A 23,986-nucleotide genomic window follows, 5' to 3' on the forward strand; every position below is an offset into this window, starting at 1 on the left:
TCGCTGGTGGGTGTCGCCCGCACCGCCGCACTGCCGCCGGCCACCCGCCGGTTCTGGCGGCACCTGGCCGTCGGCACCGGTCTCGTCGTCCTCGGGGCGTCGGCGCACGCCTACGACGGTGCCGTTCGCGGGCTGCCCGCCGTGCTCGTCTCGGAGGTGGCCGCGCTCGGATACGCCGGCTCGGTCGTGATCAACCTGTGGGCGATGGCCCGTCTGCCGCTGCGGTTCGGCAGTCGCGGCGAGATCCTGCGGGCCGGGCTCGACGCTCTGACCGTACTGCTGGCCGCCGTCGCGTTCTCCTGGCACTACGTGACCCGGCCGATCATGGAGAGCGCCGGATTCACCACCACCGTGATCGTCGCCGCCGGGTTCACGATGGCGCTCAACCTGCTCAGCCTCTTCGCCGTGGGCAAGGTGGCACTGGCCGGCCGGGGCCACCTGGCCCGCGGCGTGCTGCCGATGCTGACCCTCGCGCTGGTCGCCGGCACCGTGATCGCGGCCGGTCAGCGGTTCATCGACCGGCCCGGCATCGGTGTGGCGCAGATCGCCATCCCGATCGTCATGCTGTGCACGGTGCTGGCCGCCCGCATCCAGGTCCGCGCGGCCGCCGGCCGGCGTGCGGCGGCCGGTCGGCGGTTACCGTCATGGTTGCCCTATCTGGCCATCGCGGCCGTCGACCTGCTCCTGCTGGCCCTGATCGCGAAGGGCCACAACGACGCCCTCGCGATCGGCGGGGTGGCGGTCGTCCTGACCGGACTGGTGGTGGCCCGGCAGCAGACGGTGTTCCGGGAGAACGCCGGCCTGGTCGCCCGCCTGGACCACGGCGCCACCCACGACACCCTGACCGGGTTGCCGAACCGGGCGCTGTTCATCGAACGCCTGGACGCGGCGCTGGCCGCCGACGACAGCGACACCCCGGTCAGCGTCGCGCTGATCGACCTGGACGACTTCAAGACCGTCAACGACACGCTCGGGCACGGTGTCGGTGACGCGCTGCTGGTCGCGGTCGCGGCCCGCCTGAACAGCGCGGTCCGCGCCGGCGACACGGTGGCCCGCCTCGGCGGCGACGAGTTCGTGGTGGTCCTGGCCGACATCGACGCGGAGGCCGCCGACGCGGCCGCCCACCGGATGATCGCCGCGCTGGCCGAGCCGGTCGTCGCGGAAGGCCACGAGCTGCTGGTACGAGCCAGCATCGGCCTGGCCAACGGCCATAGTGGACACGACGCCGCGGACCTGCTGCGCCGCGCCGACATCGCCATGTACGCGGCCAAGCACGACGGCGGCAGCGGCGTGCAGTGCTACAGCGACGGAATGGCCGTGTCGATCGCCGACACGGCGGCGCTGGGCGCGCAGTTGCAGCACGCGATCAGCGACGGCCAGCTGTTCCTCCAATACCAGCCGATCGTCGCGCTCGACACCGGCCGGCTGCGCGGGGTGGAGGCCCTGGTGCGCTGGGCACATCCGGAACGGGGCATCGTGCCTCCGGTCGAGTTCATCCCGGTCGCGGAACGTACCGGCCTGATCGTCCCGCTCGGCGACTGGGTGCTGCGGGAGGCCTGCGGGCAGCTGGCCGCCTGGCGCGACGAGCACGGCGACCGGGCACCCCGCGTGCTGAACGTCAACGTGAGCGCCCGCCAGCTGCGCGACGCCGGTTTCGTCGACCGGGTCGCCGCGATCCTGAACGAGACGGGTGTACCCGCCCACCGCCTGACCCTGGAGATCACCGAGAGCACCGCCGTCGCGCTGGGCGAGGCGGTGACCCGCCTCGACGACCTACGGCGGATGGGGATCCGGATCGCCCTGGACGACTTCGGCAGGACCGGTCGTTCACCCAGGGCACCGACACCAGCCGCCGCGACACCATGCCGGCCGCGGTGATCGCCCTGGCCGACGCGGTCGGCCTCGACCTGGTCGCCGAAGGCGTGGAAACCCGCGACCAGGCGGCCCGCCTGGCCGAACTCGGCTACCAGCACGCGCAGGGCTACCACTTCGCCCGGCCACTGCCGGCCGCCGCCGTCCGCGACCTGATGGTCGACCACCCGGCCGTCCTGGCCACGGCGGACCTCTGATATCCACCGCCGACCGGCTTCCCGCCACCGCGAGCACGCTGCCGCCGGCAGGTGTCCCGCAGCGCCGGCACTGCCTGCTGCACCCTCAGCTCGGCAATGGCGACCGCAGCCCACTCGCGTACGGATGCGGCCTCGCTGTCGAGCAGTCGATCAGCCGCGTGATCTCGCCTCTCACGGGGCGCCGTCTTCGCTACCCTCCCTGCTCATCTCGAGGCTCAAGCATGCCGACGCGAGCGACAAGCGCCTCAAGATCGCCCACAACCGAGGGAGCGCGCACATCGCACTATCTGCTCGCTACAGGACGTCACGGCACTCGAGAGCCGACCGACGCCCGCTCTTGCCGAAGAGAGTGCACCGGTCAGCATTCCTGAATTACTGGCCCGCCGTTATCGCACACCCGAGGATCGTTGAGGGCGTTCACCTAAGCGCTGGCTTTCACTCTGTGGTTCACGTGAAAGAAGACCTTCGCTCTGCGTCCAGGCCTTCTAGGCATCCCTCACTCTGGCACCATGCTGGGCGTGAACGGTGACAACGAACGCATTTGGTTGGCACTGCCGGAAGACAGCCGCGCCCTTGTCGATGACCTGATCTGCCGCCGTCATACGGTCCGAGCCGCCAAGCTAGTACGGGAAGCAGCCGCTTCCACGAGGCAGGTATCGATCAATGAGGCGTTGGATGTGGTCGAAGGGCGTCGCTACGGGCTTTCCGTACGAGGCTTGGTGGACCCTCTGCCGCCGCCCGTGACGTTGTCGCAGCTTGTTGAGCGGGCCAGGGCCATCACGGATCCGGTGGTCGCCATCGAGGCGCTGTGGGACGGCGACACACAGCGCTGGGGCGTTCTCCTGTTGGCTATCGTCCGGTGCCCCAGCCGGCAGCATCCCATCTTCGACCAGTACGAGCTCATGTTCGCCGACGGGCGGGACGCGCCGACAGATTCCGTCGAGGGCATCCGTACTCCACAGGCCGCTGAAGCGGTGAACAAAGGCTCGGCGCTCGCCCGTGAGCTGGGCGTGCCTTTCAGCTTCCTGGATCCGAACGCCTCACTGCTAGAAGACCTGCGGTGGTGGGACTCGCGATCCGCCTGACGAGGAGATCTGAGCTTTCGATGTCGGGCAGCTGTCCGACGCTGCCTACTCACATGCCGCAATCCAGGCGGACAGAGCTATTTATAGAGCGGAGCCTGGTGCGCACCAACCGGCCAGCATGTCGAGGACGTCAAGGACTGGATCCTCTTCCTCGTCGGGCCTCTGTTCCTGGCGTAGCGTCATGACCAGCCGCGCCAGCTGCTCTGTGACCTGTTCGCGCGAGTCGCCTGCGGCGAGCTGGTCTTGGACTGCAGCGCGCAAGCTCTGAACCGGGTCGTCGGCGGCAAGGGCCTTTCGCCAGCCTTCCAGGGCTTCGGGCACAGTCACTCCAAAGTGTGCTCGGTCAAGGAGGGGTACGCCGCAGCTACCCTCGCCTACCGCAGCGTCAACGTCTACCTGGAGGCATCGGGGCGACCGGCCACATGCACTCTCCTGCCGCCGTCCATGCCCAGCGACCAGCGCGGGTCGTCACGCTCCGTGCAGCCTACGTGATCTTCAGCGCGCACTCTTGGCCGCAATCCGCGATACGCCGACGTGGCGGGACGGCCGAGCGGCGGTAGATCCCCGACCTGCGCGGCAACGTCTCGGTGCTCACCCGCTCACCCGCTCATCCGCGCATCTCCCGGCTCCTGGGCCGGGCCGCGGGATGGATCGGTGTGCCCCGTGCTCACCGCGTCGATCACCGCGCCGGCCAGGTGGCGCCGCACCGTCTCGCCCGTCCGGCCGCAGTCGATCGTCAGTTGTTCCCACACGGGGATCGAGGTCATCGCCCAAGCCAGGTCGGCGGCGGTGGCCGGGTCGAGGCCGGGCCGCAGCCGCCCGGCGGTCGCCATCCGCTGGGTGGCGTGCCGGAAGCCCGCGCGGAGCTCGCCCATGCGGTCGTTCCACGCGGTCATGGCGTCCGGATCGTCGTGGCGTGAGGCCAGGAAGGCCGAGGCCACCGGGTGGATTTTCGCGGCGTAGCGCAGCCAGGCGAGCACGAAGGCTTCCAGCGCCTCGACCGGGTCATCGTGGCTGAGAGCCTGCTCGCATCGGCGGCGAATGTCCCCCTGCTCATCCATGTGCCGAACGACGGCCACGAAGAGACTGGCCCGGGAGTTGAAATGCAGGTAGACCGCCTGGCGGGAGATGCCGGCCTCGCGGGCCACGTCGGCCATGGCGATCCCGGCCCCGCGCTGCGCGACGAGGCGCCGGGTGGCTTCGAGTATGCGAAACGGCGTGCTTGACACCTGTAAAGCCTAACTCTAGCTTGACACGTGTCAAGCAATCCTGGCGCTGGAGGAAACCGTGAACACCACCACCCCACCAGTGGCCGTGGCCGCGCGCGCCGCAATGCGGGCGGTAACGGCCGGTGACCGCGACGCTTGGCTGGCCTGCTACGCCGACGACGCGGTGCTGCACGACCCGGTCGGCGGCTCACCCTTGGATCCCCAGGGCGCCGGCATACATGGCCGCGACGCGTTCGACGGATTCTGGCGGCTGGCCATCGCCCCCAACCAGGTCCGTTTCGATATCGCAGCAGTGCACGCCGCGGGCGCCGAGGCCGCCGTCGTCGCCACCGTCACCACGACTTTCGCTGACGGCGCCGTCACGCACTACGACGGCGTGTTCGTCTACGCGATCAACGACGATGGCCGGATCGCCTCGATGCGCGCGTATTGGGACGTGCGGCGCATGCTGTCGGCCCGAAAGGCCTAGCCTCACCGGCAACACCGCGCGACGACAACGCCGGGATGACCTGACGCCGATCATGCGCGACGAACAGCTACACACCATCACGTTGGTGGTCGTACCGGCATGCCCGATCTATGTTCTCAACTGCCGATGAGAGTGCACATGGCCATGTCGAGAACGATGCAGACAACCATTGAAGGATCGTGTAAGAAGGAACGATGTCTTACGCGTTCTATGAGGACAAGACAGCTCCGCCTATGTCGTGGCGCGAGGCGCGAAGGGCGATCCGAACTGGAGTAGCAACAAACTCTCTGTTCTCCTTGCCGCTTCTGGCGGGCCCACTGTCGGAGGATGTGTCAGATGCTCCGTTGATGGGAACGCAGCACAACGAGCGCCGCATCGAGCGACTTTTCCGGGCCAAGCCAGACGGCTACGACTCTGATGGAAGATCATGGAAAGTCGGCGTTCTGTATGCTGCGCCAGACGACCCTGTCTACCAGTTCGAGGGCTTGATCGGTGTCGTATCTGTTGCTGGACACTTGGGATGCATGATGCCTGGCTACCACTACATCAGACCTTTCATCGATGCATTGGCGCGCCGTAGCATGCATTTCGTTGTACCAGTCCTCGAGGTTGATAACGATATTGCCGTCCCATTCCTCCGGGGTAGAGTGCTCCGCGAAGCTCTTGAGCGACTCGCTCCACCCGGCGTCACATGGGAGTGGCCGCCTTGGCCGGAGGACACGTTCACCCCCACTGCGGATAGCATCGTGGCCTCGTCGGCATCTATCGTTAAGACATCCGCCGGCTATGTTCGCGGTCGTCATTACACCGAGTGGAATGACGACGTCCGTACACTCAAACGAAGTGGAGAACTTGAGGCAGCCCTAGAGCTACTTTACGAGTGTATCGAGGCGGCGGAACGGGATCGGGGCGGTCGGGAACCAGCACCCTGGTACACGCACGAAGCCGCTATAATCCATAGGAAGCGCGGTGAAATTCCGCTTGAGGTGGCTGTCATGGAACGATGGGAACGGGCATGCCCTCCGCCTGAGCGTGGCCCCGGCGCGATGCAGGCTAAAATCGCTGACCGGCTGGAGAAGGCGCGTCGGCTTTTAGCGGAACGGTAGATCGGCGCTGCTGGCATGCCGACGAGCACGCTGAATGACCGCTCCATATGCTTAATTCGCCAGCATCAGTATACGGCAGCGATAGACATGCATGGGAACGCTGTATGTCGCGATCTGCCCGCAGTGACTTTCAACAACTATCGAGGCGGCTCGACGCCCGCCTGGCGGAGCCGCCAGCGTGCAGCCTCTCGGTGCTGCTCACTGAATAGCGGATCCCACCGCGAGTTGAGAATTTCCCATTCGATGGTGAGTTCGGGCGTTCCTGCTTCAACAAGGCGACCGAAGCCGGTTTGGATGTCTCCGCTCACAACGAGACGGCGAGCTGCCTCCGCCGCACGCAGCTTTGCGATCATTCTGATCCACACAGTGGGGTGATATGGCGGGGAGAGGTCCCGGCAGGCCTCGATCGCAGCATTACATACGGACTCGAACTCGGCCTCGAGGTCGGCGAACGGAAGATTATCTTTCCTGCTGCTAGTCGACACGAATCCTGAACCCTCCACATCACCCCGGGCTTGCGGCTGGGTGCATTGTTCCGGGGGACTTTCGTCTGCGCAAGACCTTCAACGCTGGTTAACTCTCATGCCGCTGAGAAAGCGCGCTTGGGGCGGTCTCTCCCGCGCCCCGGCGGGTAGGGCAGCACTCGCTGTCCTGCATGAGTCGACCACGCCCGGAAGCCGACGAATCACCTGGTCGAGAACACTTCGATGAGGTGGCGTGATCAGGCTGGCCCGGCAGATCTCCCGCTCCGTCGGCCGTAGGTACGAAACGGTGCGATCGTCTCCGGGTCGCGATGATCGGATCTGCACACGGCAGCCCGCAGGGGCAGGTCTGCGCGGCTTGGACGGCAGCGAGGTTCGGGGTCAGGCGGGGCGGTGCAACGGGAACTCGGCGCTGTCGGGGAGCCGGAGTGCGGGCCAGGCCGGGTCCGGGCGGAAGTCGGTGAACGTACCGTCGAACGGGAATTCGCCGGCCTCGATCTTCTTGATGGCCCGGTCGCCTTCGGCTCGGATCGCTGCGGCTTCGGCACCGTCGAAGTAGAGGGGATCGCCGATGCGCCCGTCGAATTCGCCGGCGTCCTTCCACTCCCAGGTTCGCTGCGGCGTGGCGACGATGTCGAGGACATGGTCGTTCGTGTTCACGCCGTCCGGCCGCCGGTTGCAGGGTTCCTCGAGGTTGACATACCAGCCGGCGAAGTCGCCCTGCTCGAAGAACCACCACACGGAGTGGGCGGCCGCCGGCGGCATGAGGACCAGGATGTCGCAGCCCTCCCAGCGGTGCACGGTCAGCTTCGGGTCGCGCATCCGGTCGACGGTGACCTGGTGCTGGGTGTTGCCGTCGGCGTCGAGGAGGCGGGCGAAGTCGCTGCCCTCGGGGTGCCAGAGCAGCAGCCCGGTGTCGTCGTCGCCGATCACCCGCATCGGCTGGGCCCACGTGCACCATCGGCCGCGCAGATATCGGCGCGTGAGGACCTGTCCCGGCTCGAACGGCATCGCGGCAGCCTAGCCGATCTTGGCTGGGTGGTGACCCGGCGATTTCCGCGGGCAGACAGTTAAGAAGCCGCCCCGGGCAGTCGATTCTCGGGTCGGGACCGGATCGGTCCGACTGAACGACCACGGGGAGAGACGGTGCTGGCACGACGGTGGGTGGCTTGTACGGCTGTGGCGGCGGCGCTGATCAGCACGGGTGGCTGTGCCGACGGCACCGGGACGGCGGCGGCTCCCGTGCCGGATCGGGGCACGGTCGGGCTGGCGATGCCGACGAAGAGTTCGGAGCGCTGGATCGGTGACGGCGAGAACATGGTGCGCCAGTTCGAGTTGCTGGGCTACCGCACCGACATGCAGTACGCCGACGACGACGTGCAGAAGCAGGTCGAGCAGATCGACGAGATGGTCGACAACAAGGTGCGGGCCCTGGTCATCGGCGCCATCGACGGGACCGCGCTCAAGGCTGTGCTGGCGAAGGCCGCGGCGGCGGACATCCCGGTGATCGCCTACGACCGGCTGATCCGGGACAGCGGTGACGTCGACTACTACGCGACGTTCGACAACTACAAGGTCGGTGTCCAGCAGGGCGGGGCGATCGTGGAGGCGCTGAAGCTGCGCGACGGCGAGGGCTCGTACAATCTGGAGCTCTTCGCGGGTTCGCCGGACGACAACAACGCCACGTTCTTCTTCAACGGGGCGATGAGCGTGCTGAAGCCGTACATCTCGTCGGGTCGCCTGGAGGTTCGCAGCGGGGAGACGACGTTCACCGAGGTCGCCACGATGCGGTGGGACGCCGCCGTGGCGCAGAAGCGGATGGAGCGGCTGCTGCGCGGCGACTACGGGCAGGCCCGGGTGGATGCGGTCCTGTCGCCCTACGACGGGATCAGCCGCGGCATCCTGACCGCTCTCGAGGCGGACGGTTACGGGTCGAAGGGCCGGAAGCTGCCGGTGCTCACCGGGCAGGACGCCGAACTCGACTCGGTGAAGCTGATCGCCGCCGGAAAGCAGACCGAGACCGTCTACAAGGACACCCGTGAGCTGGCGAAGGTCGCGGTGCAGATGACCAACGCGCTGCTGATCGACGAGAAGCCGATGATCAACGACACCGAGCAGTACCACAACGGCGTCGAGGTCGTCCCGACCTTCCTGCTCCAGCCGGTGAACGTGGACCTGTCCAACTACGAACGCGTGCTCGTCGACGGCGGTTACTACACCGCCGCCCAGGTCCGCTCCTGACGCCCGGCCGAGACGAAGGAGGCCCTGAGATGTCCTACCGCACCCTGCTCCGCGACACCTCGGTCAGCACGAAGCTGACCGCGCTCGTCGCGTCCGGTCTGCTCGCCGTCGGCACCTGTGTCGGCGTGACGCTCTACAACAACCAGGTCGCGGACCGTACCGCCGACGAGCTCGCCGCCCTGAACGCCGCCAGCACCCTGGTGCTGCGGCTGGACCAGGCGGCCAGCGACGTGAAGGTGCACGGCCTGCAGGCGATCACCCGCCGCACCCCGCAGGAGCAGACCACTCTGCTGAAGGATCGCCTGACCGAGGCGGAGAAGCTGCTGTCCGAACTGGAGCGGATCGAGCTGCCCGGCGAGCTGTCCGCCGCCGTGGGCCGGATCCGGACGGTGTACGACGACTACGGGCAGGTGATCGAGCAGTTCGTCGCCGGCGCCGTGGCCGAACAGAGTCAGGCCCGCCTGTCCTGGGAGCAGATCGACGTCGACAACTACCTGACCAGTGCGGTGCTGGAGAACGAACGTACCCTGTTCGCCGCCACCATCACCCGGGCCAGCGCGGACGCGACGGCCAGCCGGGACCGGGCGCAGATGATCCTGCTGGCCACGGCGCTCGCCGCGGTCGTGGTGCTGTGTGTGCTGGCGCGGATCATCGTCACCTCGATCACCCGGCCGTTGCAGCGGGTCCGTACCGCGCTCAAGGCGATGGCCGAGGGCGACCTGACGGTCACCACCGACGTCACCTCCGGGGACGAGATGGGCCAGATGGCGCGGGCTCTGGACGAGGCGCAGGGCAACATGCGTACGGTCGTCGCGCAGGCCGCGGCGTCGGCGCAGGCCCTGTCGACCGCGGCCGACGACATGACCGCCACGGCCGGCAGCATCGCCGACGCGGCGCTCGGCTCATCGCGGCAGGCCCGGACCGTCTCCGGTACGGCCGAGTCGGTGTCGTCGCACGTCGGGGCGGTCGCGGCCGGTGCGGCGGAGATGGCCGAGTCGATCCGGGAGATCGCGCAGAGCACCGCCCGGGCCGCCGAGGTGGCCGGTCAGGCCGTCGACGTGGCCCGCTCGACCAGTTCGCACATCGACAAGCTGGGCACCTCGTCGGCGGAGATCGCCGCCGTGGTCCACGCGATCACCAGCATCGCCGAGCAGACGAACCTGCTGGCGCTGAACGCGACGATCGAGGCGGCCCGGGCCGGGGAGTCCGGCAAGGGCTTCGCGGTGGTCGCCAGCGAGGTGAAGGACCTGGCCCAGGAGACCGCGCGGGCCACCGAGGACATCACCCGGCGGGTGGCGGCCATCCAGCAGGACACCGCCGGCGCGGTCGAGGCGATCAGCCAGATCAGCTCGGTCATCGAGCAGATCAACGACTTCCAGGCGACGATCGCGGCCGCGGTGGAGGAGCAGACCGCCACCACGGCCGAGATGAACCGGGGCATCACCGCGGTCGCCGACGGCGCCGGGGACATCGCCGCCGGGGTGGCCGGTCTGGCGTCGGCGTCGGAGGTCACCACGGCCGGGGCGGCGCAGTCGAAGCAGGCGATCACCGAGCTGAGCTCGATGGCCCGGGAGTTGCAGGGTCTGGTCGCCCGATTCCGGGCATAACGCCATTCCATATACCGGGATGATCGAGTCCACCCGGCCGGCTTTACGCTGGTCGGGTGGAACTTCTTGATGTCATCGGATGGGCCGGCTCGGCCCTGCTCGTCTGGTCCCTGTTGCAGAGCCGGCTGCTGCGTCTGCGCGCCCTGAACCTCGTCGGCTGCCTGGTGCTGATCGGCTTCAACGCGGCGCTCGAGGTCTGGCCGATGGTGGGGCTCAACGTGGTCCTCGCGGTGATCAACGTCGGGTATCTGTGGCGGATGCTGGCGACCCGCCACGACGACAAGGTCTACCAGGTGGTCGAGGTCCGCACCGATGACGCGTTCCTGCTCCACGTGCTGCGCAACCACCACGACGACATCAGCAGATTCAACCCCGGCTTCGGTACGGACACGCTCGCGCGCCCGGACACCGCGGCCTTCCTGATCGTGAACGTCGACGAGGTGGCCGGGGTGGTGGTGTTCCACGCCGCCGGCGACGGAGTGGCACAGGTGGACCTCGACTACGTCATCGAGCGGTACCGGGATCTGACCCCCGGCGAGTTCGTGTTCCGCCGCAGTGGCTATTTCACCGATCGCGGCTGCCGGGCGGTGATCACCCCGCCGGGGATGCGCTCGCCCTACTACGGCCGGCTCGGTTTCGAGCGCAGCGGTGACTCGTACCTGCTGGAGCTCGTCCCTTGACGGTTTCCGTAGGCTGGCGTCCAGGTAGCCGCTGATCACCATCACCCCGGGGAGGCCGTGTGTCGGGCCGGTTCGTGTATTGGATGAACGTGTCCGTGGACCTGCGCATCGAGCAGACTCCGGGCGAGCAGGGCGGCGGAGACTGGATGCGCATCGGGGAGTCGCTGCACCGCGAATTCAACGCACGGGCGCGGGCACTGTCGCTCATGGTCCAGGGACGCACCGTCTACGAGACGATGGAGGCGTTCTGGCCGGCCGCCCGCGACGACGACTCGCTGCCCGGCTTCCTCCGCGAGTACGGCGAGATCTGGACGTCGATGCCGAAGGTTCTGGTCACCCGTACCCGCACCAGCGCCGGCCACAACACGCAGGTCATCCGCGCCCCCGACGCCACCGCCGCACTCGCGGACCTGCGGGCCCGGACCGACGGGGACATCGGGGTCGGCGGGGCCACGCTGGCCACCGCCCTACTCCGGGCCGGCCTGCTCGACGAGCTGATGCTCTTCACCCATCCGGTGATCCTCGGTAGCGGCCGGCCGCTGTTCGACGCTCACGACGAGCCGCTGCAGTTGGACCTGCTCGAGCAGGCGCGCTTCGACGAGGGCGTCACCCTCCATCGGTACGCCGTCCGGAACACGCCCGCATGACCACCCGGACGACTCTGGCCGCCCTGTCCTGGCCGCTGCGCACCGAACGGCTGTCGCTACGGCCGGCCACCGTCGACGACACCGGCGCCACCTGGCACTTCCGGCGCCGCGCGGACGTCAGCAACTGGATCACCCGTGCCCCCGCGACCCTGGAGGAACACCGATCCTGGTTCGAGGCGCCGGACACGCTCGCCAGGACCCTGCTGATCGAGCACGGCGGTACGGTCGTCGGCGACGTCATGGTCAAGATCGAGGACGCCTGGGCCCAAGCCGAGATCGCCGAGCGGGCCCGCGGCGCACAGGCCGAACTGGGATGGGTGCTGGACCCCGACCATGCCGGCCGGGGATACGCCACCGAAGCCGTCCGTGAGCTGCTTCGGCTCTGCTTCGAGGATCTCGGCCTGCACCGCGTGACGGCCACCTGCTTCGCCGCCAACGAGGCCTCGTGGCGGCTGATGGAACGTGTCGGCATGCGCCGCGAGTTCCACACCGTCCGGGATTCCCTGCACCGATCCGGCGAGTGGCTCGACTGCCTGGGTTATGCCCTGCTCGCCGACGAATGGAAGCGTGCCGGCCACTCGTGAGCCGCCTGCTGAGCGCCCGGCGGTCAGGCGGCCGCCGGTGCGTGCCGGAAGGTGCGCCGGTAGCTGTGCGGGCCGACCCCGGTGACGGCGCGCAGATGCATCCGGAACGACGCCGCGGTGCCGAACCCGGCGCGTTCGGCGACCCGCTCCACCGGCAGGTCGGTGGTCTCCAGCAGGTGCCGGGCCAGGTCGACGCGCTGGCTGATCAGCCACGATCCGGGGGTGGCGCCGGTCTCCTGCCGGAACCGGCGGGTGAAGGTGCGCAGGCTCATCCGGGCGTGCGCGGCCAGCGCGGCGAGGTTCAGCGGCTCGTCGAGGTGCTGTAGCGCCCACTCCCGGGTCGGTGCGGTCGACGTCTCGGTCCGCTCCGGCACCGGCTGCTCGATGTACTGGGCCTGGCCGCCGTCACGCCACGGCGGCACGACACAGCGGCGGGCCACCGCGTTGGCGATCTCGCTGCCGTGGTCGCGGCGCACCACGTGCAGGCACACGTCGACGCCGGCGGCGGCGCCGGCCGAGGTGAGCACGTCACCGTCGTCGACGAACAGCACGGTCGGGTCGACGGCCACGGTCGGGAACAGGCGCTGGAAGTGGTCGGCGCAATACCAGTGGTTGGTGGCCGGGCGGCCGTCGAGCAGCCCGGCGGCGGCGAGCACGTAGGCGCCGGTGCAGATCGACACGAGCCGGGTGCCGGGCCGGATGTGGGCGAGAGCGGCCCGGACCGGGTCGCTGAGGGTGCCCTCGGTGAACATCGGCGCCAGCGGGGCCAGGGCGGGGACGACGACGGTGTCGGCGGTGGCCAGGATCTGCGGCCCGTGCTCGACGGTGATGCTGAAGTCGGCGTCGGTCGGCACCGGGTCGGCGGTGAGACCGGCCGTGATCACCTCATACAGCGGGGTCCCGGTGCTGTCCACCACGCTGCCGAACACCCGCCGCGGGATGCCCATCTCGAACGGGTAGACGCCGGGCAGGGCGAGGACGACGACACGATGCATGGCCAGATCTTTGCACATCTCGTCATTCAGGCCACTGTTTCGGTACGCCCGGCGCCGCGACGCTGTACCTCATGCGCGTCATCACTCAAGATCAGCTGGGCGGTCCCGAGGTTCTCGTCGAGAGCACGGCCGACCGCCCGTCACCCGGGCCGACGGAGATCCTCGTCCGGGTGCACGCCGCCGGCCTCAACCCGGTCGACGTCAAGTCCCGGACGCACGGCGGTTTCCTCGGGCAGCCGCCGTTCGTTCTCGGCTGGGACGTCTCCGGCGTCGTCGAGCAGGTCGGCGTCGGTGTGACCCTGTTCGCCCCCGGCGACGAGGTGTTCGGCATGCCGTGGTTCCCGCGGCCGGCCGGTGCCTACGCCGAGTACGTGACCGCCCCGGCCCGGCACTTCGCCACCAAACCGGCGAACCTCGACCATGTCCGGGCCGGCGGGCTGCCACTGGCCGGGCTGACCGCCTGGCAGGCACTGGTGGACCGCGCCGAGGTGCGGCCCGGCCAGCGGGTTCTGGTCCATGCGGCGGCCGGCGGAGTCGGTCATCTCGCGGTGCAGATCGCCAAGGCCCGGGGCGCGTACGTGATCGGCACCGCCCGGGCGGCCAAGCACGACCTGCTGCGTGACCTGGGCGCGGACGAGGTGGTCGACTACACGGCGGTGGACTTCACCGAGGCGGTCGATCCGGTCGACGTGGTGATCGACCCGATCGGCGGTGCGGACGGCCCCCGCTGCCTGCGGGTGCTCAAGCGCGGCGGTGTGCTGGTGTCGATCAACTCCCCGGCCGAGCAGCAGCTTGTGGAGCAGGCCGAACAGCTCGGCGTGCGGGCCGGGTTCCTGCTCGTCGAACCCGACCGGGCCGGCCTGCTGGCGCTGGCCGAGCTCACGCGTACCGGACGGTTGCGGGTCCTCGTCGAGGCCGAGGTGCCGCTGGCCGAGGCCGCGAAGGCGCACGAGCTGAGCGAGACCGGCCGGGTGACCGGCAAGATAGTCCTCACCACCGGCGCACACTGAGCCACCACGCTCAGCGCGGGTTCCGGCGCCCGCGGTGCCGCGCTCAACGCGCGGGTTCCGGCACCGACGGCGCTGCGCTCAACGCGCGGGTTCCGGCACCGGCGGTGCCGCGCTCAACGCGCGGGTTCCGGCACCGACGGTGCCGCGCTCAACGCGCGGGTTCCGGCGCCGGCGGCCAGGAACACGCCGCCGAGCAGGATCCAGCCGGGCAGGCCGAGGCCGACGGCGGTGGACGTGACCACCACCGGGGCCACGGCCCGGCCGATGGCGACGCCGGCCTGACTGACTCCCTGGTAGGCGCCGGAGCCGGCCGGGTCGGCCAAGGCGAAGGCCAGCTCCCAGCCGCCGGTCTCGGAGACGATCTCGCCGACGCTGTGCGCCACGACCGCCGCCACCAGCAGCGCGACAGCGAGTCCGGCGCCGCGCGGATATCCCGCCGCCGCGTAGCAGAGGCAGGCCGCCAGCAGCATGACGGTGCCGCGGAAGACCGCCCGCCCGGCCGACGGCACGTCGTCGACCAGCCGGGTCGCCCGGACCTGGAAGAACGTGACCAGACCGGTGTTGAGCAACAGCAACAGCGCGACGGTGACGTCCGGAGCGGCCGTGTGGCTGGTCACCCACAGCGGCATCCCGACGGTGAGCAGCAGAAACTGCATGCTGACCAGCGCATGCAGAGCCGTCGCGGTCAGATAGCGGCGATCACCCAACGGTGACCGGCCGGCCCCCTCCGGCCGGTCACCGCCGACCCCCGAGCAAGCGGGCAGGGCCCGCAGCGGCACCAGAGCGACCAGCAGGAGTACGGCCGCCGACAGCACCGCCACCACGTACGCCGATCGGCTCCCCACCGCCAGCGCGACGGCCGCGAATCCGGAACCGACGGCGATGGACACGTTGTCCACGACCCGCAGCCGGGCCCGGACCCCGACCCGGCCCGGACCGGTGAACGCCCGCGCGAGCAGGGCGACGTGTGCCGTCCGCTGCATGCTCTCGGCGCCGACCGCCACGCAGGCGACCAGCACGAAGGTGGCGGTGTCGCGGGTCAGGCAGTATGCCGCGAGCGCCCCGCCCTGCGCCGTCGACGCGAGGAGCAGCACCCGCCGCGGCCCGAACCGGTCGCACAGCCGGCCGGCGGCGAAGGCGGTCACCACTCCCCCGGCACCGGCGACGGTCAGGCCGACGCCGACCGTCGCCGGGCTCAGCCCCGCGACGGTGGTGAAGAACAGGGCGCTGACACTGAACATCACCCCCTTGGCCGTCGAGGCGGCCACGGTGGCCCAGGTCAGCGCCGTTTCGATGGGGTGGCGTACCGCTCGCTTCCGATGCACCGGCCCAGTGGACGCGAGGCGGGCCGGAGGTCGCGATTGATGTAGCGTTCTGCTTCATGCCGGTGCGATACAGGCTGGTCGGCCCCGATCTGGCGGGCGTGCGGTTCGCCGTCTCCCCGCTCAACGAGCTGGTCCTGTCGTTGCGCAGCTGGCGCGACCCCGGCCGTTTCCCGATCCACCTGCCGTGGATCCGCCGGATGCAGCGGGCCCGCCACGCCCTGGACACCGAGATGCTGCTCGCACTCATCGACGAGCGACTGTGGACGCCGGACTTCCTGACGCCGCTGCCCCGCTCCCCACTGACCCGGCTCGACGACGAACTGGCCACCGTCGCCGCCACCCCGGCCGAGGTCGTCCGGCGGGATCTGCTCCTGCTCTACCACGACGACGAGCTCATCCCGCCGCCGCTGCGCGAACCGGGCGCGCTCCTCCGGGTGGTCGCCGCACTGACCGGCTACTGGGACCTCTGCTTCGCCGAGCACTGGCCGCGGATGCGCGCCCTGCTCGAAGGCGACGTCACCCACCGCGGCCGCGAGATCGCCCAGCACGGCCTCGCCGCCATGTTCGCGGGCCTGTCCGATCGGGTCGGCATGACCGGCGACACCGTGGAGGTACGGCTGCACTCGAACGTCCACTACACCCGCCCGACCGTCGGCGGCCTCACCCTGATACCGACGATGTGGACCCCGGCGGTGGCGGCCCCGATCTCCCCCGACGAGCCTCCGATGATCATCTACCTGGCCCGGGGCAGCGGCACCCTGTGGCAGGCGGAGCCACTGCCCGCACCCGGGGCGCTGGCCGCCCTGCTCGGCGCCCACCGCGCCGGGCTGCTGGCCCGGCTCGACGCGCCCGCGTCCTCGACCGAACTCGCCACCCGCCTCGGCGTCACCACCACCGCCGTCAACCAGCACCTGCGCGCCCTGCGGGCAGGCGGCCTGCTGGTCAGCGCCCGGCACGGCCGTTCGGTCCTCTACCGCCGCTCCGACCTGGGCGACCGTCTTCTCGCCGGATCAGCACACGGCCTCCGGCCGCCCGGGTCGCCGGAGGTGGCCGCACCGGGATGATCCGCCGTCATCGCCATGCGCGCCGATACACCGAAAGGCGGGGCCGTCCGTTGCCGGACGGCCCCGCCGGTGCATCAGTCGCGGGTCATCGTTTGATCGTGCAGTCCATGGTCAGATCGTCCACGGTCGCGGCCACCGTGGCGCCGGGGACCGACGTGCCGACCGCGACCCGCACGTCGACGTTCGCCTTCGGGCTGAGGAACGCGGTGCTGATCCTGGTGTATCCGGCCGCCGACGACAGCGTCACCGACTTCAGGTTGATGTAGGTGTTCGTCGCCGGGTCGACGATCTCGAAGTTGACGGCGGTCGGGACGCTGTTCGCCTTGGGATCCACCCAGACCGACGCGGTGCAGTCCCGCTCGTCGTCGAGGAACATGACCCGCCTGGCGTAGGCGTACCCCGGGGATTTGCCGAAGATGTGCAGGGCCCGGACGCCGCCGTGCGGGCCGACGCCGGTGTAGCCCGCGCCGCTGCCGGCGCCGACGGCATGGAACGTCCACACGTTGGTCGGCGGTTCCATGCCGTCCGTGGCGGTGAACGCGGCGGCCGGCGAGGAGTTCGCCAGCACTAGGCCGACGGCCACGGCGGTACCGGCGAGAGCGGTGCGTACGGTGCGGCTGATCTTGGTCATGACTGCCCTTTCGAGAGCGGGGGATTCCCTGCGCCGGGACATCTTTCGGTGTCTCCCGGTTCCGGTCGGCGCGTGTCGCCGAACGGTCGCCGGCGACGTGCCGGGCGCAGCGCCACGGTTGCGGCGCCGGAACCCACACTGCGCTGATTTCGTGGCCCATACGGCGCCCGGCGACGGAAACTGCCGCCAACTGCCGGTGCGAGAAAGGATCCGGTGTCGGCTTGGTGACGCGAGCCTGCGCCGGTACCGGTTCCGGCCGCTAGCGTCGGCTCTCGTGACCGTCGTCCCCGCCCACCCGCCGCACCGTCTCGCGGAACTGCTGCACCGGCACCGCCGGGCCGTCGGCCTGAGCCAGCGGGAACTCGCCCGGCGCTGCGGCATGAGCGAGCGCGCCGTCCGCGATCTGGAACGTGGTACCACCGCCCGGCCCCGCCGCCGGACCCTGCTGGCGCTGGCGGACGCCCTGCACCTGGCCGACGAGGACCGGTCCGCCTTCGTGGCGCCGGAACGTACTGCCCCGGCCGCCGTCGTGGTCGTGGAACGTCCCGGCGAGCTGGTCGGGCGTTCCCGCGAGCTGGCCGCGCTGGCCGATCTCGTGATGGGCGGGCGGCACCGCATTGTCACCGTCACCGGCCCCGGTGGCATCGGCAAGTCGCGGCTCGTGGCCGAACTCGTCGACGATCTGCGCCGGCGCGGGCTCGACGTCCGTACGCTCGATCTTTCGGCGATCGACGATCCGGCGCTGGTCTGCGACCTCATCGCGGAGACGTTCGACGCGGGCGGCGAATCGTGGGTGTCCGGTGTGGAGCGGGTCGTCGCGGAGCTCCGCGACCGGCGTGCGGTGCTGGTCCTGGACGGCTTCGAGCGTCTGCTGCCGGCCGCCACGGAGGTGGCCGCGCTGGTCCGGCGCTGTCCCCGGCTCTCGGTGGTGCTCACCAGCCAGCGTCCGGCGCGGCTCACCGGCGAACGTCTCCTCCGGCTGGGCCCTCTCCCGGTGCCGGCCGCGGTGGAACTCTTCGCCCGGCGGGCCGCCGCGGTCGTGCCGGGCTTCCGGCTCACACCCGCCGTCGAGCCGGTGCTCGCCGCCATCTGCCGGCGACTCGACAACCTGCCCCTCGCCGTCGAACTGGCCGCCGCCCAACTGCGCCTGCTCGCCCCCGCCGAACTCGCCGGGCGCCTGGACCAGCCGTTGCGCCTGCTCGCGGGCGGAGCCGTCGACGCACCACCCCGGCACCGCTCGCTGCGGGCGACGATCGAGGCGAGCCTCACCGGTGCCACCGACGACGGCCGTACGCTGTTCGCCTGGCTAGCGGCGGCACCCGCCGGTGTGGGCCTGGACGACCTGGAGGCGATAGCCGGGATCGCGGGGATGCCACCCGACCGTCTGCTCGGGGCGCTGACCGACCTGGTCGATGCCGGGCTCGTCCAGGTGCGTGCGCGCCGTGGACACTCCGCATTCGTGCTGCTGGACGCCATGCGGGAACTGGCCGGGGAACGCCTGGCCGACCGCGGGGACGCCGATGCCGTGCACCGTGCGGCGGCCGTCAGGTTCCTGCACCGGCTGGCCACGGCGGAGGCGCCGAATGTCCGGGCCGCGCTGGCGTGGCTACGGGCGAACGAGCCCGGGCTGGTGGACCGGGACGTCGCCGAGTCCCTCTACCGCTACTACGAGCTGCGCGGACGGCTCACCGAGGGCCGCCGGGAGCTGGTGGCGCTGGCCGACGCCGGAGCACCCGCCGCCGGATGGGCGCTGCTGCGCGCCGCACAACTCAGTCAGCTCGCCGGGCACAGCGACGACGCCGAACGTCAGGCGACGCAGGCCCAGCGACGGCTCGACCCGGACGATCACCAGGCCCAGGCGACGGCGTGGCTGCTGGCCGGCCGGCTCGCGGCCGGACGCGGTGACCTGACGATGTCGGCCGAGCGCACCACGCTGGCGCTGCGGGCGGGGCGTGCCGCCGGGGATCACACGCTGGTCGGGCGGGCCCTGAACAATCTCGCGGCCGCTGCCGTCACCGGGGGCGACCTGCGGGCGGCGTTGCCCTTGTTGCAGGAGTCGCTGGCCGTCAAGGAACGCGCCGGCGCCGACGAGGTCGACCTCGGCCGGACCATGATGAACATCGGCGAGCTGTTGCTGGGCATCGACGACGGCCACGGTGCCGCCGCGTACGCCCGTCGGGCCGCGGAACTGCTCGAACGTGGTGAGCACCCGCGGCTCCGGGCGATGGCCCTGTCGGTGCTGGCCCTGGCCCAGCTGGCGGCGGGCGAGGTGGCGGCGGCGTCCCTCTCCGCCTCGGCGGCGGGAGACCTGCTGGAACACTTCGGTGACGACCACGCGCTGCACGGAGCGATCCAGGCCCGCGGCAGCCTGGTCCAGCACGCGACCGGTGATCTGCCGGCGGCCGTGGCCACCCTCCGCACCGGGCTCACCGCGATGATCGGCGGACACACCCGCGATGAGATCGCGCCGATCATCGAGGCCCACGCCGCGCTGCGGGCGCCCGCCGACCGGATCGCCGCGGCCCGGCTGATCGGCCTCGCCCGGGCGGTTCGGGACAACAGCGAGGTCAACCAGCCCCCGGGCCCCTGGCCGCCCGGGCGCACCCTGGCCGAGTGCCGCCGCGGCATCGGTGCGGCGGAACTGGAAGGGCACCTCGCGTACGGCGCCGCCCGCTACCCGCTGGGTGTGGCGACCGCCGCGGGACTGCTGCTGCAGGAGCGTCGATGACCGGCCCGTCGAGGAGCAGGGGCGGCAGGAGGATCACGGCGTCGACGGTGCGTCGGCCGGTCGGCTCGAGGTGTTGTACGCGTCCTTGGCGGCGACCACGGCCGCCTGAACATGTTCGGGGTCGACGCCGCTCACGTTCAGGGGCGGGTGCAGACGCCGGACGAGATTGGCCTCGACGGAAGTCGGTTCCGCGTCCTGAGCCCAGGTCAGCTGCAGGTTCGCGTACATCCACGCGGTCAGGCGTGCCTCGTCCTCGGGGACCAGGACGACCCGATCGGTCCAGGTCGTGCGGTAACCCTCGGACAGAAGGAGGCCGGCCAGTGTCCGGCGCAGGGTCGAGCTGCCCGAACGCCTCAGATGGTTGCGCAGGATCCGGCCCCGCAGGCTGCCGGCCCGGCCGAGATAGAGCATGCGTAGCGACGGGACGTTCCGGTTGGACGGTCCGGGCAGGTCCGGGAAGATCGACGGAGGCGCCCACCACGCGTAGACACCGCCGCCACGGCTGAGTCGCCGGACGGCGACCTCGAGGGGGACCGGCACGCCGGACAGCAGGCCCAGGGCGGCTTCAGCCCTGGCCAGTGCCGGTGACGCGTCGTCAGGTCGCGCTTCAGGAGTAGTCATCAAGGCCATGCTAGGTGCCCGGCTGTCGTACGTCGTTGTTAACCTGCCGGGCCATGGACAACGACGATCATCTCTCCTCGTTCGCGGGGCTGCCCGCGCTGGAGTACTTCTCCGGCCTGGACGTCCCCGACCCCGCCGCCGTGGCCTGGCGTCTGAGCTGGGGTGGTCTGTGGCGCGACGGGTGCCCGTGCGCGACCTGCGCCGAGGATCGCCGGCAGCGGCCGGAGATCGCCGGGCGGACCTGCGGCATGGACCTGAACGGGTTCGTCGAGCAGTGGGGTGACTCGGCCACCGCGCTGATCATCTCGGACGGTGACGAGGACGAGGCCCCCGACATGGCGGGGATCGCCGCGGCGATCGCCCGGATGCCGAGGCTGCGGGCGCTGTTCGTCGGCGACGTCATCGACCGGCAGGCGCAGGTCTCCTGGATCCATCAGGGTGATGTGACGCCGCTGCTGGTCGCCGCCCCCTGGCTGGAGCATCTCCAGGTGCGCGGCTCCGAGGGCCTGGAGTTCACCGGGGTCCGTCACGAGAGCCTGCGCCGGCTGATCTTCGAGGGCGGCGGTCTGCCCGGTGGGGTGGCCCGCGCGATCGGCGCCAGTGACCTGCCCGCCCTGGAGCACCTGGAGCTGTGGCTCGGCACCGAGCACTACGGTGGCAGCGCCACCATCGTCGACGACCTGGCCGGGGTCCTGTCCGGCGCGCGGCTGCCGGCGCTGCGCCGTCTCGGGTTGCGCAACGCCGAGCAGGCCGACGAGGTCGCCGCCGCACTGGCCTCCGCCCCGGTGGTGGCCCGGCTCGAGGAACTCGACCTGTCGCTCGGTGCGCTGTCCGACACCGGCGCGGAGGCGCTGCTCACCGGGCAGCCGCTGACCCACCTGCGTCGGCTCGACCTGGCGTTCCACTTCCTCTCCGACGACATGGCCGCGCGGATCGACGAGGCGCTGCCCGACGTCGACGTCGACACCTCCGACCGGCAGGGGGCCGACGGGGATACCGAGCGCTACATCAGCGTGAGCGAGTGATGCGGCTGGCCGTGGTGGCGCAGCCGGACGACCGGCGTACCGGTCTGCTCCTGGCCGCGGCCGCCGCGGCCGGCCTGCCTCCGGTGACCGTGGTGCCGTGGCGCGCCGTGGCCGGCGGCGCCCCGATCGGCCTGGACGGCGCCACCGCGGTCCGCATCGAGTCGCCGGGCGAGGACGCCGAGGTCGCCCGGCTGCTGCGCGGGGACACCACACCGATCGGGTACGGCGAGATCGCGGGCCTGGGGCGGTGGTATTCCGGACTGATCGCCGCCGCCCGCCGGGTGCAGGAGGCCGCGCCCGCCGGAGCCCGGCTGCTCAATCCGGTCGACGACCTGGCCGTCCTCTTCGACAAGCGGCGCTGCCATGCGGTCCTGTCGGCGGCCGGGGTGCCCGTGCCGCCCGCGCTGCCGGCGGTCACCGGCTGGGCCGATCTGCGGGCCCGGATGACCGGCGCGGGCTGGCGGCGCGTCTTCGTCAAACCCGCGCACGGGTCGTCCGCGTCCGGGGTGATCGCGCTGGTCGCCGACGGGGCCCGGACCAGCGCGGTCACCTCGGTGGAACGCACGCCGGACGGGCGGCTGTTCAACGCTCTGCCGGTCCGCCGGTACACCGACGAGGCGCAGATCGCCGCGATCGTCGACCGGCTCGCCCCGGACGGGCTGCACGTCGAACGCTGGTTCCCGAAGGCCGCCCATGCCGGGCTCACCCTCGACCTGCGGGTCGTCGTCATCGACGGCCGGGCCGCGCACGTCGTGGTCCGCTCCAGCCGGTCCCCGCTGACCAACCTGCATCTCGGCAACGCCCGTGGCGATCTGGCCGGGGTCCGCGCGGCCGCCGGCGAGACGAACTGGGCCGCCGCGATGCGCACCTGTGAACGGGCCGCCGCCCAGTTCCCCGGCAGTCTGCACGCCGGTGTCGACCTGATGTTCGCACCCGGCTGGGAACGGCACGCGGTGGCCGAGGTCAACGCGTTCGGCGACCTGTTACCCGGCCTGCTCGTGGACGGCCGGGACACGTACGCCACGGAACTGGCCGCCCTCCTCCGGTGAGACGGTGCCCGCTGGAACGCGGCCTCTCACACGGGCAGGCTGTCGCGAATGGCGGTGATCAAGGCGAGCCGGACCGCGGCGAGGCCGGCGTCGAGTGCGCCGACGAGCACCGCGTCGTCGTCGATGGTGGTGACGGCGAACGAGCTCTCCAGCGGGGCGGCCCGCCGGAACGCGCGGTTCACCGCGGTGAGCAGGGTGTCGCCGCCGGCCTGGGCGATCGGGCCGGCGAGCACCACGAGGTAGGGGTCGAGGATCGCGGTCACCGCGGCCAGGCCGACCACGATCCGGTCGGCCAGGGTGTCGACGAAGTCCTCGGTACCGGCTGCGGCGGCAGCGGTGACCACCTCGGCCGGGGTGTCGCCGGCCACGCCGTTGTCCCGGGCCAGTTCCATGATCGCGGCGCCGCCGAAGAGGTGCTGGAGGTCCAGCTTGCGGTGCGGGGAGTCGGGTGAGTAGAGCGGCACATACCCGATCTCGCCGGCGCCTCCGCGGGTGCCGCGCAGCAGCGTGCCGTTGATGTCGATGGCCAGACCGAGGCCGTCCTGGCCGATCCAGAGCAGCGCGAAGTTCTCCGCGTCCCGCCCGGCGCCGCGCCGGCGTTCGGCCACCGCGGCCAGGTTGACGTCGTTGTCCACGCCGACCGGAGCGCCGAGCCGTGCGGCGATCGCGGACACCAGGCCGGGACGGTCGAAGCCGGGCACGTCGACCAGGCGGATCGTCTCGGTACGCGGATCGTAGGAGCCGGGCACGCCGAGCTGCACGTGCCGGATCCGCCCGGCGTCGACACCGGTCTGCTCGCGCAGCCGGTCGACCACGCCGGCCACCACGGCCACCGGGTCGGCGCCGAGGAAGTCGACGCGGGACTCGAACCGGGCCCGGACGGCACCGGTCAGGTCGCAGAGGGCGGCCCCGACCGACGGCGTACCGCTGGTGCCGACGTCGCGCACCGAGACGGCGACCGCGTAGGCCGCGTCCGGGTTGGCCGCGTAGACCTCGGCGTTCGGTCCCGGCCGGCCGCTGGCGTGCCCGACGACGTCGACCAGCCCGGCGTCGGTCAGCCGGCGCAGCACCTCGGAGATCGTCGGCGTGGACAGCGCGGTGAGCCGGCGCAGGTCGGCTCGGGTGAGGTTGCCGGGCTCCAGCAGGAGTTCCAGTGCGGCGCTCTCGTTCATGGCGCGCAGCAGTTTGGACGAGCCGGCCAGCCGCGCCATCGAACCTCCGCTAATAGGCAAACTGTTTAACAGTTTGCTCATCCTGTGCCACCCCGCCGCTCGCGTCAACCATCAGCACACATTGATAAAGCTACTTAACAGTCGTAGAGTCCGACCCCGACGCGCGC

Annotated in this window: 21 protein-coding genes and 1 pseudogene; 14 read left to right on the forward strand and 8 right to left on the reverse strand. The window is 70.8% G+C overall.

What is annotated here, in order from left to right; genetic code table 11:
• The first annotated feature begins 561 nt into the window (after positions 1-561).
• Together BC793_RS00535 and BC793_RS48655 are read left to right on the forward strand one after the other, a co-directional pair.
• Positions 562-2,069: pseudogene (locus BC793_RS00535) on the forward strand (putative bifunctional diguanylate cyclase/phosphodiesterase).
• A 518-nt stretch (positions 2,070-2,587) separates the two neighbouring features.
• On the forward strand, positions 2,588-3,154 hold the full coding sequence (locus BC793_RS48655) for a hypothetical protein (protein WP_158319168.1): 567 nt from the start codon (positions 2,588-2,590) through the stop codon (positions 3,152-3,154).
• 81 nt (positions 3,155-3,235) lie between these two features.
• Here BC793_RS48655 and BC793_RS00545 read toward each other — a convergent pair whose 3' ends face one another.
• Positions 3,236-3,475, reverse strand: coding sequence for a hypothetical protein (locus BC793_RS00545; protein ID WP_109588542.1), 240 nt, complete (start codon positions 3,473-3,475; stop codon positions 3,236-3,238).
• Positions 3,476-3,753: 278 nt separating this feature from the next.
• Complete coding sequence (locus BC793_RS00550; protein ID WP_109588543.1) at positions 3,754-4,383, reverse strand: TetR/AcrR family transcriptional regulator; 630 nt, start codon at positions 4,381-4,383, stop codon at positions 3,754-3,756.
• Positions 4,384-4,441: 58 nt separating this feature from the next.
• Between BC793_RS00550 and BC793_RS00555 the strand changes: the two genes are divergently transcribed.
• A complete protein-coding gene (locus tag BC793_RS00555; protein ID WP_239169812.1) occupies positions 4,442-4,852 on the forward strand; it encodes a nuclear transport factor 2 family protein in 411 nt (136 codons plus the stop codon).
• A gap of 194 nt (positions 4,853-5,046) precedes the next feature.
• Positions 5,047-5,958: a hypothetical protein gene (locus BC793_RS48660; RefSeq protein ID WP_146246146.1), complete on the forward strand. Its 912-nt coding sequence runs from the start codon at positions 5,047-5,049 to the stop codon at positions 5,956-5,958.
• 863 nt (positions 5,959-6,821) lie between these two features.
• On the opposite strand, the gene BC793_RS00560 is transcribed toward BC793_RS48660, so the two are convergent.
• Positions 6,822-7,451: a ribonuclease FAU-1 family protein gene (locus BC793_RS00560; RefSeq protein ID WP_109588545.1), complete on the reverse strand. Its 630-nt coding sequence runs from the start codon at positions 7,449-7,451 to the stop codon at positions 6,822-6,824.
• Positions 7,452-7,604: 153 nt separating this feature from the next.
• On the opposite strand from BC793_RS00560, the gene chvE reads away from it, so the two are divergent.
• From chvE to BC793_RS00585, 5 genes are all read left to right on the forward strand, one after another.
• Positions 7,605-8,681 (forward strand): multiple monosaccharide ABC transporter substrate-binding protein, encoded by a 1,077-nt coding sequence (chvE, locus tag BC793_RS00565; protein ID WP_239169811.1) that lies wholly within the window; start codon positions 7,605-7,607, stop codon positions 8,679-8,681.
• A gap of 29 nt (positions 8,682-8,710) precedes the next feature.
• On the forward strand, positions 8,711-10,288 hold the full coding sequence (locus tag BC793_RS00570; protein ID WP_170167182.1) for a methyl-accepting chemotaxis protein: 1,578 nt from the start codon (positions 8,711-8,713) through the stop codon (positions 10,286-10,288).
• A gap of 56 nt (positions 10,289-10,344) precedes the next feature.
• A complete protein-coding gene (locus BC793_RS00575; protein WP_109588546.1) occupies positions 10,345-10,968 on the forward strand; it encodes a hypothetical protein in 624 nt (207 codons plus the stop codon).
• Positions 10,969-11,051: 83 nt separating this feature from the next.
• Entirely contained in the window at positions 11,052-11,615 is a 564-nt protein-coding gene (locus tag BC793_RS00580) for a dihydrofolate reductase family protein (RefSeq protein WP_239169810.1), read from the forward strand.
• Positions 11,612-12,199, forward strand: a complete 588-nt coding sequence (locus BC793_RS00585) for a GNAT family N-acetyltransferase (RefSeq protein ID WP_109588548.1) — start codon at positions 11,612-11,614, stop codon at positions 12,197-12,199. The genes BC793_RS00580 and BC793_RS00585 overlap by 4 nt, the downstream gene beginning before the upstream one ends.
• Before the next feature lie 23 nt (positions 12,200-12,222).
• On the opposite strand, the gene BC793_RS00590 is transcribed toward BC793_RS00585, so the two are convergent.
• Complete coding sequence (locus tag BC793_RS00590) at positions 12,223-13,194, reverse strand: GlxA family transcriptional regulator (RefSeq protein WP_109589052.1); 972 nt, start codon at positions 13,192-13,194, stop codon at positions 12,223-12,225.
• A gap of 71 nt (positions 13,195-13,265) precedes the next feature.
• On the opposite strand from BC793_RS00590, the gene BC793_RS00595 reads away from it, so the two are divergent.
• Positions 13,266-14,204: an NADP-dependent oxidoreductase gene (locus BC793_RS00595; protein ID WP_109588549.1), complete on the forward strand. Its 939-nt coding sequence runs from the start codon at positions 13,266-13,268 to the stop codon at positions 14,202-14,204.
• Positions 14,205-14,317: 113 nt separating this feature from the next.
• Here the strand turns inward: BC793_RS00595 and BC793_RS00600 are convergent, their stop codons facing one another.
• Positions 14,318-15,529 (reverse strand): MFS transporter, encoded by a 1,212-nt coding sequence (locus BC793_RS00600; RefSeq protein ID WP_239169809.1) that lies wholly within the window; start codon positions 15,527-15,529, stop codon positions 14,318-14,320.
• Positions 15,530-15,585: 56 nt separating this feature from the next.
• Here BC793_RS00600 and BC793_RS00605 point away from each other — a divergent pair, with 56 nt between their 5' ends.
• Entirely contained in the window at positions 15,586-16,593 is a 1,008-nt protein-coding gene (locus BC793_RS00605) for an ArsR/SmtB family transcription factor (protein ID WP_109588550.1), read from the forward strand.
• A gap of 85 nt (positions 16,594-16,678) precedes the next feature.
• Here BC793_RS00605 and BC793_RS00610 read toward each other — a convergent pair whose 3' ends face one another.
• Positions 16,679-17,224: a hypothetical protein gene (locus tag BC793_RS00610; RefSeq protein WP_158319169.1), complete on the reverse strand. Its 546-nt coding sequence runs from the start codon at positions 17,222-17,224 to the stop codon at positions 16,679-16,681.
• Between the two features lie 274 nt (positions 17,225-17,498).
• On the opposite strand from BC793_RS00610, the gene BC793_RS00615 reads away from it, so the two are divergent.
• Positions 17,499-19,952 (forward strand): ATP-binding protein, encoded by a 2,454-nt coding sequence (locus BC793_RS00615; RefSeq protein ID WP_158319170.1) that lies wholly within the window; start codon positions 17,499-17,501, stop codon positions 19,950-19,952.
• 33 nt (positions 19,953-19,985) lie between these two features.
• Here BC793_RS00615 and BC793_RS00620 read toward each other — a convergent pair whose 3' ends face one another.
• Positions 19,986-20,573 carry a GIY-YIG nuclease family protein gene (locus BC793_RS00620; protein WP_239169806.1) on the reverse strand — a complete coding sequence of 196 codons (588 nt, stop codon included), beginning with the start codon at positions 20,571-20,573 and terminating at the stop codon, positions 19,986-19,988.
• Positions 20,574-20,626: 53 nt separating this feature from the next.
• Here BC793_RS00620 and BC793_RS00625 point away from each other — a divergent pair, with 53 nt between their 5' ends.
• Positions 20,627-21,598, forward strand: coding sequence for an STM4015 family protein (locus BC793_RS00625; protein WP_109588554.1), 972 nt, complete (start codon positions 20,627-20,629; stop codon positions 21,596-21,598).
• Positions 21,598-22,647 carry an STM4014 family protein gene (locus BC793_RS00630; protein WP_109589054.1) on the forward strand — a complete coding sequence of 350 codons (1,050 nt, stop codon included), beginning with the start codon at positions 21,598-21,600 and terminating at the stop codon, positions 22,645-22,647. Before BC793_RS00625 ends, BC793_RS00630 begins: the two co-directional genes overlap by 1 nt.
• A gap of 26 nt (positions 22,648-22,673) precedes the next feature.
• On the opposite strand, the gene BC793_RS00635 is transcribed toward BC793_RS00630, so the two are convergent.
• Positions 22,674-23,858, reverse strand: coding sequence for an ROK family transcriptional regulator (locus BC793_RS00635; protein WP_109588555.1), 1,185 nt, complete (start codon positions 23,856-23,858; stop codon positions 22,674-22,676).
• Between the last annotated feature and the right edge of the window lie 128 nt (positions 23,859-23,986).

Origin of the sequence: Actinoplanes xinjiangensis (genome assembly GCF_003148685.1) — a bacterium.
In the GTDB taxonomy this organism is placed as follows: Bacteria; Actinomycetota; Actinomycetes; order Mycobacteriales; family Micromonosporaceae; genus Actinoplanes; species Actinoplanes xinjiangensis.